Raw genomic sequence first — 12,822 nt, forward strand, 5'->3', positions numbered from 1 at the left:
TTATTTGAATAGCGACACTGCTTTAGCATTTTTATTAATCATAGTGACAGCATCACGATCATTCGTACCCCCTAATTGGTATCCATACTTTGGATGGAATAAATCTGGGCTTGAGAAATAAGAGATACTATTACCTCCCATAATCGTACTACCCAAAGGATGCTCCAAACCACGTGCTGGTCCAGCGGTATCATGATGATCCACCCCCATATTATGACCGAATTCATGTCGTAAAACCGTGACTCCACAGTTAATACTTCCACTACCGATCATATAATTGGAGTTAGGGTTTACAAGTAAGTACGCTAAACCACAGCCCTCTTCATCACCTTCATAATATATAGCATCAGCTTTTAAGCGATTACGCTCATTCTGAATAACTTTGTCCACACGACCAATATCAAGGACATTGTTTAATGTTTTAGAACCTGGTGTTTTATATTGCAGATAACCAACGTTGCGTAGATAAAACTTGGCATTTGAATTCTCTGCAGACACATTGGTTAGGTCAAAGCCTTCAATCAATCTAATTTTCGCTGCATTTGCACCTAATTTCTCTGCAACAGCAGGACTACTCACCAAAAGCATGTCAATCGTTGAACTATCAGCTTGCCATCCTTGAGATGTATAGACAAAACGTAGTGTTTCACCAGTTTGAATCGTTTGTCGTAAATTATTGGATGCCTGAATTGTGCTGCTCCACGCCGCTCCAGAACTTATGATTATCTTGTCATTGATTTGAGCACGATCAGGTAAATTAATTACTGATTGCCAATTTCCATTTGCCAACTTAACACGTGTCACTGGTTGTTTAGGATCAGGAACTTTTTGATTATTTAAATCTTTCGCTTGTATCACACGTTCTGGTGCAGAAACTAAAATCCACTTCGCTAATTCTTTTACAAACATAAATTCATATCGATCACCTCTATTTAGTTTTAAAGTTGCTGAGGTATTGATATTCTGATTTGAAATAGTAGCTTCCCATGTTGCAGTCGACTTCACGATCACACGATCACGGTCATATGCTGAACTTGGTAACGTGAATTGTGACACCCAGTTTCCATCACCAAAAATAATTTCAGTTAAAGGGCTATCGGTTTTATTTAACTGAGTACCCACTGAACTAACATTTATTTGCCTCGGCTTGATATATTCAGGAACCCATTTTTTTAGTTTTTGATTAAATACAAACCAATAGCGATCTCCTTTTTTTAAATTAAAATTACTCGAAAAAAGAAGATTTGTTGTATCAATTGATGAATCCCAGCCTGCATCAGATTCAATCAACATTACCGTACTGTTAGTTACATCGCTCGGCAATACTATTTTCTTTGCCCAAGCGCCATCTTTTAGATGAACTCGCTGTATTATTTGTTGATTAGATATAATATTTTGTACACTTGAATTATCGACAATGGCACTAGGTGTACTGTTGATTCGCCATTTTTTTAAAGATTCACTATAAATAAAGTCGAATGTGTTTCCTCTATTGATTTGAATTGATTCAAGTGGAATATCTATATTGGAAGTATCTAGATATGCCGTATATCCCGCCGATGAAGAAATTCTAATCTTGTCATTATTTTTTGGATTGTTTGGCAGATAGATTTGCTTCGTCCAATTTCCATCACCTAATTTAAATTCTAATTCAGCATAACCGCTCGGAATCTGACCGCTTTGCTGATTTTGGTTTGGTGTAAGTACTGTACTTGCCACAACACCACTCATCAAACAACCCATTAGTAAAAAGGTAATTTTTTTATTCATCATGTCACTATTTGTTTATTTTAGTTAAAGTTAGTGTACATTATAAATACAAATTCCCCTTTGTAAATGTTAAAACCATCCCTTTTTACCATTATTAATGTGATCCACACATCTCAATGCCTCTTGCGATAAACTCCACAAACGATAATCCCCTGTAATTGACCCAACAGGATAATTATGGGTATAGGCAAAACTTAATTTTCTTTCAGGATCACACCAAGCTCCTGATCCGTTGTAGCCCATATGACCAAAACCATTTTTTGCACTTTTACCGAGCGTGATAACTCTGTGATAACCCAAACGCCAATGCATAGGTATTGGCATCACCTTGTCTCGATCATAACTTTGAATTTGCGAAAGTTGTTTGAATACAAGTGGCTTGATAAATTGTCTTGATTCGAACTGACCATAGTGCGCCATCATGGCATAGATTTTCGCTAAACTTCTGGCTGTAAATACACCATTAGCAGCAGGAATGGGTTGAGTCAGAACACGATCATCAAAAAAGCTAAAACCCTTCATTCCCTTTGGAATCATTGCATCTATAAAATCATCAGGATTTTGACCAGAATATTGAATGATACGATCCGGAAATGAAACTTTCTGTTTTTTCTTCTTTTGTTGTGCAACTTGAGTAGTTGATGACTTTCTTTCAATATTTGTTTTTTCTAGAGGTTTGGCTATTCTTGAAAGTTGATCCTGAGGGACACCAAAATAGGCACCATCTAATTGAAGTGGTTCTACTAAATATTGATTCATCAGCTCAGAAAGATTTTGCTGAGTCGCTTTTTCAATCAGCCCTCCTAATAACCAGCCATACGTAAGTGCTTGATATGCATAATTTGAATTGGGTTTAAAACGTGGTGTCGCGCTAGCCATCACATTGAGCATGTGATCCCAGTCTGCCATTTCAGATGCTTGAGCAATGACATTTCTAACATCATATAAACCACTACGGTGACTCAATACGTCAGCCAAAGTAATATTAGATTTTCCATGTTCAGCAAATTCTGGCCAATAATCAGCTATGGGTTGACGATAGTCTAATTTCCCTTCACTCACTAGAATATGCGACAAAGTCGCTAAGATCCCTTTTCCGGTGGAATAGCACATCGCCATCGTGTCTTCTGACCACTCTTCACTCGAAGACTTTTTTCCAACATAAATATCAACCACTTTTTCTTGACCATAATATACAGCCAATGATGCACCACCTTGTTCAGTACGAGAGTCTTGTAAACGACTAAATAAATGTGCCAAATCTGCAAACTGATGGTGAACGATACCCTTATAATTATGTGTGTCAGCGTAAATTAAATCTTTTAGAATTTTCATCTTCTATCCTTGATTTATAGTTATAAAAAAGCCTAACAAACATGTTAGGCCTACAGCATCTATTAAAGTGGTTTCACAACACCAGAAACATGAGGTTTTTGTGATTTTGCATTACGAACTAACAAATATGTCGCTTGATCTCGCTCACCCGTTAAAAATTCAACCTCAGATGGTAAAAACATAGGCAACTTAAAATAAACATCAGCATCATAAGCATCCGGTAAACTAATACTTGCTAATGCTTTAGCTTTACTCCACATGCCATGTGCAATCGCTTGTTTAAAACCAAATGCTTTCGCTGTAACTGCATGAATATGAATAAGGTTAAAATCACCTGAAACGAGCGCATAGCGACGCCCCGTGTTTTCAGCGACTTTCCAATTACCCTGTGATTTAAATTCAGGCAACTGATCTTCTTTCGCCTTTGAAGCGGATGAAGTATTTGTTTTTTGACGAGAAAGATAGGTCGTTAAACCTTCCATCACTACATCATTTCCTACTTTTGCAGTCGTAATGAAGTCAAATTGCAAACCTTTGTCATGTGGTTTTAACTCACCAAATTTGCATGATAGCGTGATAGTTTCATTCACTCCAATTTTGCGATACTGCTTAACTTGATTACGAATATGAACCAAACCCAGCAAAGCAAATGGGAAAGGTTCTTGTGTCATCATTTGCATCTGCAAACTTTGAGAAATGACTGCCAAGTAAGTCGATGGTACATATCCATTATTCTTATAACCACAAATTTCGTTATAAGATTTTAAATGGTCATGATCAACACGATATTCATCAACGATGTAATCCACTTGTGGAAGTGTCTTTTCGCCTTTCGGTTTTTTAAAAATTAAACCTTTAATGACTTTAGGATAAGCTAAATAAGCTTTTGGCAATTGACTAAAGTGACGTGTTTTCATGTTAAAAATTCCCATTTATCTTTATAAAAAATTTACAGTTTGCAGCTCAACAAAACGATCATAACAAATCATACGAGCAATAAAGAGAGCAATGCCTGAACATTACTCTCTTTCATTTAACAATCTATGACCACTAAAGCTTAAGCACCTAATAAACTTTGACCGCACACACGTACAATGTTTCCATTCAGCCCCGTTGAAGCAGATGAAGCAAATAATGCGATTGTTTCAGCCACATCAACTGGTTGACCACCTTGACTCATCGAATTCATACGGCGACCCGCTTCACGAATTGCGAATGGAATCGCTGCTGTCATTTGAGTTTCAATAAATCCAGGAGCAACAGCATTAATCGTTACACCATTTTTCAAAATTGGTGCTGTAAATTTCACTAAACCAATCACACCAGCTTTAGAAGCTGCGTAGTTCGTTTGACCGAGGTTACCCGCAATACCTGAAATCGAAGATACGCAAACGATGCGACCATTTTCATTGATGCCTTCATTAGACAACAAATATTCATTCACACGCTCAATCGCAGATAAGTTAATGTTAATCACAAGATCCCAAAGCTCTGGCTTCATATTAGCAAGCGTTTTATCACGTGTAATACCGGCATTATGGACAATCACATCTAGCCCGCCTTGAGCAGCCGCTGCAGCTTTGATTTTTTCTCCAGCATCTGGTGCAGTGATATCAATCGCTAAAGTCGATCCACCAATTTCACTCGCAACACGATCAAGATCTGCTTGTTGTTGTGGTACATCTAAGCAAATGACATGAGCACCATCACGCGACAAAACATGCGCAATCGCTTCACCAATACCACGACTTGCACCTGTGACCACTGCAGTTTTGCCCGCAAGTGGTTTAGTCCAATCAACATCAACAACATTTGCTTTTGAAACACGAATGACTTGACCTGATACATACGCTGAGCGCGGAGAAAGTACAAAACGAAGTGTAGATTCAAGATTTAAAGCAGCATCTTGATCTACATAAACCAATTGTGCAGCAATACCTTTCTTAAATTCTTTACCTACAGATTTCACGAAACCTTCTAATGCACGTTGAGCAATCGCTTGTTTCACTGTAGGTGCTGATTCTGGTGTCAAGCCAACGACGACTACACGACCTGAAGTTTGAATTTGGCGAGCAATTGGATTAAAGAATTTATACAATTCAATTAACTGTTCAGAGTCCTGAATACCCGAAGCATCAAACACAACTGCTTTGAATTTCGACTCTTTATCGCCTTCATTAAACGCACCTAAGTTCAACCCTACTTTAGCTGCAGCTTGTTGTAACTCAGCATTGTTTCCCGCATAGCTGTTGGCATGAATATTACTCAGAACTTGCGCAATTTCACCATTAAAAAGACTTTTAGACGCAGAACCGAATAAAACAGCGCCTTGAACAACAGGCGTTGCTGATTCAAAGCGATCTAAGTGAATTGGAGATGGTAAACCTAAATTTTTGATGACAAATTTACCAATTGGAGATTTTGCAAAAGCTTGATATTGGTCAGTCATGAATATGATCTCTCGATAGAATAATTTTTTGAAGGATCTATGATGTAGATGAAGTTCAGTTCAAACTCTGATACTTAGTAAATTAATCGATCCCTGCGTTTCAGTTAAATAATACTTGAGTTACTCTATGTATGTCTTGACCTGAAAGCATTGCTAAATGTCATTTTAGTCAATACGACCTCTTAGCGATTATGCTAATGTAGCACTCAAGAATATCCCAAATATGCTTGGAAAAGCCTTATGAGCAAAACAACTCAAGAAAATCCAACAACTGAGAATTCTGCGAAAGCGACTGTGTCAAATACATCAAAAGCTCGTTCAAATGCGAGTAGTGGTAATGCAAACAGTGCCAACAACGCAAATACTCCAAAAGCGACTCGCCCTCGTACGTCGACGACTCGCAAAAAAACAGCAGCAACAAATAAAACTAAAGCTGAAAATCAAACTTCAGCAACTACGACTCAATCTTCCGCTGAACAGGAAAAAACTATGACTCAAAATACTGTACGCCGTGTTGCAATTATCGGTGGTAATCGTATTCCTTTCGCACGTTCTAATGGTGCTTATTTCACAGCCACAAATACGGATATGCTTACAGCAGCATTGAATGGTCTAGTTGAGCGTTTTAATCTTCAAGGTCAACGTCTGGGTGAAGTCGTTGCTGGTGCTGTACTAAAACACAGCCGTGATTTCAATATGACGCGTGAATGTGTGTTAAGCACAGAGCTTGCACCTGAGACTCCAGCTTACGATATCCAACAAGCTTGTGGTACTGGGCTTCAAGCTGCTTTCCTCGTAGCGAACAAAATTGCATTAGGTCAAATTGAGGTGGGTATTGCAGGTGGAGTAGATACCACTTCAGATGCTCCTATCGCATTTGGTGATGGATTACGTAAAGCCCTCTTAGAACTCAACGTTGCAAAAACAGGTAAAGATCGTCTTAAAGCGTTAACTAAAATTAACGTAAAAGATTTGCTAGATGCTCCTAAAAATGGTGAACCTCGTACTGGCTTATCTATGGGCGATCACCAAGCGATCACAACACTTGAGTGGGGCATTTCTCGTGAAGCTCAAGATGAACTTGCTGCATCGTCTCATCAGAAAATGGCTGCAGCTTATGAAGCAGGATTCTTTGACGATTTAATGACGCCATTCCTTGGCCTTGAGCGCGACAACAACTTACGTCCTGATTCAACTGTAGAAAAGCTTGCAAAACTTAAGCCAGCGTTTGGTAAAGGTGATGCTCGTACAATGACTGCTGGTAACTCTACTCCACTTACCGATGGTGCTTCTTGTGTATTATTAGCATCAGAAGAATGGGCTAAAGCAAATGGTCACGAAATTTTAGCGTATTTAAGTTTCTCTGAAACTGCTGCTGTAGATTTCATTGGTAAAAAAGAAGGTTTGTTAATGGCTCCTGCTTACGCAGTTCCACGTATGCTCGAGCGTGCTAATTTAAAACTTCAAGATTTTGACTACTATGAAATTCATGAAGCATTTGCATCTCAAGTTCTTTCTACATTAAAAGCTTGGGAAGATCCTAAATTCTGTAAAGAACGTCTAGGCTTAGATGCGCCTTTAGGTTCAATTGATCGTGCGAAGTTAAACGTTAAAGGCTCTTCGTTGGCTGCGGGTCACCCATTTGCCGCAACGGGTGGTCGTATTATCGCAACTGCTGCAAAAATTTTAAATGAAAAAGGTTCAGGTCGTGTACTTGTGTCGATCTGTGCTGCAGGTGGTCAAGGTGTAACGGCAATTATTGAAAAATAATTTCTATGACAACAAAAAAGCATCTCAATAGAGATGCTTTTTTATTTTGAGTTTTAGTGATTTAAAGCCTCAGGTGCATAACCCAGTTTAGCTTCGATCCCATCATAGAACCATTGAAATATAAACGTATACACCAGAATACTAAGCGTCAAAGCTAAGTCGACGATAAAAGCTTGTATGAGCGTTATATCCATCATATATGCAACAATTGGAATGGTCACTAACATCAAGCCACCTTCAAATCCTAGCGCATGCAATATACGAACTTTTACAGTACGCTTCCACTGATTGCGCGCTTCAATTTTTTCAAAATAATGATTGAAAATCATATTCCAGATCACTGAAAGTACGGCCATAATCACACCTAATGAACCTGCAATCTCCAGGGGAACTTCAAAAATAAAACTCAAAGAAATTGCGATGATCACCAATAGAATGATTTCATAGCTTATTGCGTGAATAATTCTTCTCTTTGAAAAAAACATGCGTTCACTCATCAACATTGTTATTCATGAGCGCATTTTATTTTCATAATATTGAATGATCGAGTTAGAATCTATCAAAATTTTTGAAAGAATAAACATGAATATTAATCAAGAACAATTGGTCGTTTTTAAAACGGTGATGGAAACAGGTTCTTTTTCCGCAGCCGCACGTCAGTTAGGCAAGGTCCCCTCTGCTGTCAGTATGGCGATTTCCAATTTAGAGATTGATCTGAATCTTCAACTGTTTGAAAGAGTAGGACGTGAACCACAGCCAACACTTCAAGCCAAAGTTTTGTATGAACGTACTAATCATTTATTGATTGAAATGAATCAATGGAAACAACATGCATTTGGTTTGAGTAGCGGCATCGAAACCGAATTAAATATTGTGGTGGTATCTGAGTTACTGCATAGTAGATGGACTGATTATATTGTTTTATTAGAACAACAATTTCCTCAACTACAAATCAATATATTCAGCGCACCACAAGAAGATGCTCAACAAATGATTTTAACGGGTAAAGCACATTTAGCATTGATGTTTGAGCGTGAACATATTGAGGCGAATGAACAATTCGTGGAATTAATGAAAGAAAGTTTAATTCCAGTTGCATCTGTTCATCATCCGCTGTGCCAAAATCAAAAAGTGAGCTATGAAGAAATTTTTCAAAGTCGTCAGATTGTAGTCGCTAGTCGCGATCGGAACATTAAGCCTGAATTACTCTTCTCCAAAGATGCATGGCGTACAGACAATCACCATTCTGCATGTAGATTAATTTCACAAGGACTTGGATGGGGAGTTTTACCCACTGAAATGCTTATCGAACAACCAACATTAAAGAAAAAACTTAAAGTTCTACGATTTTCAGATTTCACTCCAAAATTTGATTATTTTATCGATCTGGTTTGGAGTAAAGAGCAACCATTGGGCAAAGCTGCTCAATTTTTAATTCATCACATCAGAAATAAAAGAAAAATGTAGGAAAATAACTTGATTTAAAACTTTTGTAGCATGTTTCAAAATAATCATGTGTTATAAAGATGGTATAAGTAATGAAACAAAGAATTAGATCGCAATGACTGAAACAGCTTTATCTCAATTAAAAAACTTCACTACAATTGTTGCAGACACAGGTGACTTAAACGCTATAAAAAAATTTAAGCCATTGGATGCTACCACTAACCCTTCACTCATCACGGCAGCAGCTTCATTCCCTGAAAACAAAGAACTGATTGAAGCTGCATTTGATCAAGCAAAGTCAGAGGGTTATCAGTCAGATGAGTTAATCGATAGAACAATTGATATCCTGACTGTCAAATTAGGTGTGGAAATTCTAAAAGTAGTTGAAGGTCGAGTATCAACAGAAGTTGATGCAGCACTTTCATACGATACAGCCGCGACAATTGCTAAAGCTAAAGAATTACTCGCTCTCTATGCGACTTATGGTGTTGATCAAAACCGAATTTTAATTAAAATCGCCTCAACATGGGAAGGTATTCAAGCTGCTAAGGTTCTTGAAGCAGAAGGCATTCATTGCAACTTAACTTTGTTGTTTGGCTTACATCAAGCAAAAGCATGTGCGGATGCTCAGGTCACATTAATTTCACCATTTGTAGGTCGTATTCTCGATTGGTATAAAAAAGCTGAAAATGTGGATCACTATCCAATTGAACAAGATCCTGGTGTGCAATCCGTTAAACATATTTACCAGTTCTACAAACAAAATCAGGTGAAAACTGAAGTTATGGGTGCAAGCTTTCGTAGCGTAGAACAGGTTCTCGGACTTGCTGGATGCGACCTCTTAACTGTATCACCGAATTTACTTGACGAATTGGCTCAAGATCATCGCCAAGTTGAAATTCAGTTAAATGCAAATGCACACAGCTCAAATATCGAATCGCTTAGTCCAATCACTGAAATAGATTTTAAAGCGCAAATTCAGAAAGATCTTATGGCATCGCAATTATTGCAAGGCGGTATAGATGGCTTTATTAAGGCAAGAGATCAACTCAGCTCCCTGTTAAAACAATCATTTGGCATAGATGCTGATATTAAAGCTTAATTGCACCTATCCATCATTCTTTCAATCGAGCTCTTAGGAGCTCGATTATTTTTTAAGAGATAAATGAGTGTTTGGTATAACTGATCTTCCAACCTATTTAATAGGTACATTACTTATTATTTTATTACCTGGACCTAACTCGCTCTATGTCATGTCTATTGCGACTCGCTTTGGCATAAAAGTGGGCTATCAAGGTGCTTTCGGTATTTTGTGTGGAGATAGCATCCTTATTTTGCTAACTGTCTTAGGTGCCGCAACATTATTGCATCAATTTCCCTGGATTTTTTTCGCCCTAAAAATTATTGGTGCTTTATATCTTAGTTATTTAGGTATCCGTTTAATATATGCAGCCTATTTAACTTGGAAACGTCCAAGTAAAGATCAAGCTAATGTTTCTATTGAACAAAAACAAGAAAAATTTCATCCTTTTCGTACCGCATTACTCATCAGTCTAATTAACCCAAAGGCAATACTGTTCTTTTTATCTTTTTTTGTTCAATTTGTAGATCCAGCTTATCCTTATCCAGCCCAAAGCTTTTTAATGCTTGCTGTAATTTTACAATTGATGAGTATAGCTTACTTAAGTATGTTGATCTTTACAGGTATCAAAATTTCAAATTACTTCAACACACATTATAAAGTAGCTGCTGCTTCTGTTGCCGCTATTGGTATTTTATTTGGATTGTTCGGGATCAAACTTGCGACATCAACAATGTAATCTTAAGATCACAGACTCATTAGGGAAATAATATAAAAATGCTCATAAACGTGATAACAAGAATAAAAAAAGATTTTAGTCTACCTGCTGCTTTCGCTGGCTTTATTACATTTTTAATTGGCATTAGCGTTTCATCTGTACTGGTTATTCAAGCTGGACAAGTATTAGGTGCAAATCAAGCACAGATTAGCTCATGGTTTTGGGCACTGGGTTTGAGTATAGGATTATCAGGACTGATCTTAAGCTGGAAGTTTAAATATCCAGTTGCAACATCATGGTCGACAGCAGGATTAGCACTGATTATCGCTACAGGATCAGGTTACAGTTTGAATGAGGCGATTGGGGCGTTTCTAATATGCGGAATTATGACTGCTGTAATGGGCTATTTTGGAATATTTCAAAGAATTCTTGAGTTTTTACCACAATCACTTACAAGCGCCATGTTAGCTGGAGTGTTGTTAAAATTTGGCATTTCATTATTTACGGTCATGCAAGACCAATTAATTTATGTTTTAATCTTGATCAGTACATATTTTATAAGTAAAAAAGCATTACCCCGTCAGTCCATTGTCATTACATTGTTAGCTTGCATTATCGCCACACCTTTTTTCTTTGAATATACAGCAACCAAAATTCACTACGGAATGACGTACCCAGTATGGACTCAGCCTGAATTTCACTGGTCGAGTATTTTGGGTTTAGCTATCCCCCTCTTGATTATCAATATGGCTTCGCAATATTTACCTGGTTTAGCAATGATCAGATCCTATGGTTACAAACCTCATGTCAACCAATTAGTGAGTTGGACAGGAATTGCTCAAGCAATATTCGCTCCGTTCGGAGCATTTTCAACCAATATCGCGGCAATTAGTGCAGCTGTGAGCCTAGATGAACAAGTTCATCAAGACCCTTCAAAACGCTATATTGCAGGTATTGCTTGTGGTGTGTTCTATATTTTTATGGGCATTTTTGCGGCGACATTAACGGGATTGTTACTGTCATTCCCTAGAGAAATGATTACCACTTTGGCGGCGATCGCGCTTTTTGCCACGATTGGACATAACATCAGTATCGCATTTAAAGAAGATTTAGATCGTGATGCTGCTTTAATCACTTTTTTAATGTCTGCATCTGGAGTTCAGTTTTTGGGCATTGGATCTGCTTTTTGGGGTTTGGTTATTGGATTTATTATTTATCATTTGATGCGTATACAAATTAAAAAGCCTATTTAAAAAAATAGGCTTTTGGGAATTAAATTACAGGATATTCACCCGTACCTTCAGGCCAAGGTGTTAATAATTCATATCCTTCATCAGTCACAGCAACCATATGTTCCCATTGTGCAGACCAAGATTTATCTGCTGTAACTACTGTCCATCCGTCTTTTAATTCTTTAACTTTGGCTTTGCCTGCATTCACCATAGGCTCAATGGTAAACACCATTCCTTTTCTTAATACTAATCCCTGACCAGGCTGTCCGTAATGCAATACATTCGGTTGCTCATGGTAGGTTTTTCCAATACCGTGACCACAATATTCACGTACAATCGTATAACCTTCGCGTTGCGCAACTTGTTGAATAGCATGACCCACGTCACCTAGTGTCGCGCCAGGTTTAACCGTTTTAATACCTGCAAGCATCGCTTCATAAGTTGTATCGACTAATTTTTTTGCTTCAGGTTTAATTGTACCTACATAGTACATTCGACTGGTATCACCAAAATAACCATCCTTGATGATTGCAACATCAATATTAATGATGTCTCCATCCTCTAAGATAATATTGGAAGCAGGGATACCATGACATACAACTTCATTTTTCGAAATACAGGTTGTTTTTGTATATCCGTAATAACCCACATTTGCTGGCGTCACCTTGAGTGTATTGACGATGTAATCATTACAGATATCATCAAGATACTCAGTACTCACACCTGGCTTCACATAATCACCAATCATTGCAAGCACTTGTGCCGCAAGCCGACCCGATATTCTTAGTTTTTCAATATCTTGTTCAGTTTTAATGGTGACAGCTGTTGCCTTCATGATGAACCCCTTTTTAATTCAGGATTCATTATAGGACTTTCATTTATCGATCACAAACGCTATAGACTATCTGTAACTTAATCATTTTCGACTATTATTTAACCATTCAGTACATTATTTTATTTTGCGAATCAAGATCTATGCTCTGCTTGATTTCAATTCAATAAATAAATTTATTTTATTAGT

Annotated in this window: 11 protein-coding genes; 5 read left to right on the top strand and 6 right to left on the bottom strand. The window is 37.6% G+C overall.

Annotated elements, in window-relative coordinates; genetic code table 11:
• The 4 genes from cpaA to FTV32_RS05960 form a co-directional block, all read right to left on the bottom strand.
• On the bottom strand, positions 1-1,770 hold the full coding sequence (gene cpaA / locus FTV32_RS05945) for a metalloendopeptidase CpaA (RefSeq protein ID WP_180028193.1): 1,770 nt from the start codon (positions 1,768-1,770) through the stop codon (positions 1-3).
• 69 nt (positions 1,771-1,839) lie between these two features.
• A complete protein-coding gene (locus tag FTV32_RS05950) occupies positions 1,840-3,099 on the bottom strand; it encodes a serine hydrolase domain-containing protein (RefSeq protein WP_373683312.1) in 1,260 nt (419 codons plus the stop codon).
• 68 nt (positions 3,100-3,167) lie between these two features.
• Positions 3,168-4,022: a MaoC/PaaZ C-terminal domain-containing protein gene (locus FTV32_RS05955; protein WP_092767854.1), complete on the bottom strand. Its 855-nt coding sequence runs from the start codon at positions 4,020-4,022 to the stop codon at positions 3,168-3,170.
• 140 nt (positions 4,023-4,162) lie between these two features.
• Positions 4,163-5,554, bottom strand: coding sequence for a 3-oxoacyl-ACP reductase (locus FTV32_RS05960; protein ID WP_092767789.1), 1,392 nt, complete (start codon positions 5,552-5,554; stop codon positions 4,163-4,165).
• A 240-nt stretch (positions 5,555-5,794) separates the two neighbouring features.
• Here FTV32_RS05960 and FTV32_RS05965 point away from each other — a divergent pair, with 240 nt between their 5' ends.
• On the top strand, positions 5,795-7,324 hold the full coding sequence (locus tag FTV32_RS05965) for an acetyl-CoA C-acetyltransferase (protein WP_180028195.1): 1,530 nt from the start codon (positions 5,795-5,797) through the stop codon (positions 7,322-7,324).
• Between the two features lie 53 nt (positions 7,325-7,377).
• On the opposite strand, the gene aceI is transcribed toward FTV32_RS05965, so the two are convergent.
• Positions 7,378-7,809: a chlorhexidine efflux PACE transporter AceI gene (gene aceI / locus FTV32_RS05970; RefSeq protein WP_180028196.1), complete on the bottom strand. Its 432-nt coding sequence runs from the start codon at positions 7,807-7,809 to the stop codon at positions 7,378-7,380.
• 97 nt (positions 7,810-7,906) lie between these two features.
• Between aceI and FTV32_RS05975 the strand changes: the two genes are divergently transcribed.
• The 4 genes from FTV32_RS05975 to FTV32_RS05990 all read left to right on the top strand — a co-directional run bounded on the left by FTV32_RS05975 (position 7,907) and on the right by FTV32_RS05990 (position 11,822).
• Positions 7,907-8,791, top strand: a complete 885-nt coding sequence (locus tag FTV32_RS05975; protein ID WP_092767852.1) for a LysR family transcriptional regulator — start codon at positions 7,907-7,909, stop codon at positions 8,789-8,791.
• 94 nt (positions 8,792-8,885) lie between these two features.
• Entirely contained in the window at positions 8,886-9,872 is a 987-nt protein-coding gene (gene tal, locus FTV32_RS05980; protein ID WP_180028197.1) for a transaldolase, read from the top strand.
• 67 nt (positions 9,873-9,939) lie between these two features.
• Complete coding sequence (gene leuE, locus FTV32_RS05985) at positions 9,940-10,590, top strand: leucine efflux protein LeuE (protein WP_180028198.1); 651 nt, start codon at positions 9,940-9,942, stop codon at positions 10,588-10,590.
• A 53-nt stretch (positions 10,591-10,643) separates the two neighbouring features.
• On the top strand, positions 10,644-11,822 hold the full coding sequence (locus tag FTV32_RS05990) for a benzoate/H(+) symporter BenE family transporter (RefSeq protein WP_180028242.1): 1,179 nt from the start codon (positions 10,644-10,646) through the stop codon (positions 11,820-11,822).
• A 19-nt stretch (positions 11,823-11,841) separates the two neighbouring features.
• Here the strand turns inward: FTV32_RS05990 and map are convergent, their stop codons facing one another.
• Complete coding sequence (map, locus tag FTV32_RS05995; protein WP_035266073.1) at positions 11,842-12,636, bottom strand: type I methionyl aminopeptidase; 795 nt, start codon at positions 12,634-12,636, stop codon at positions 11,842-11,844.
• Positions 12,637-12,822 lie beyond the last annotated feature (186 nt).

Origin of the sequence: Acinetobacter sp. YH16032 (assembly GCF_013417345.1) — a bacterium.
Classification (GTDB): Bacteria; Pseudomonadota; Gammaproteobacteria; order Pseudomonadales; family Moraxellaceae; genus Acinetobacter.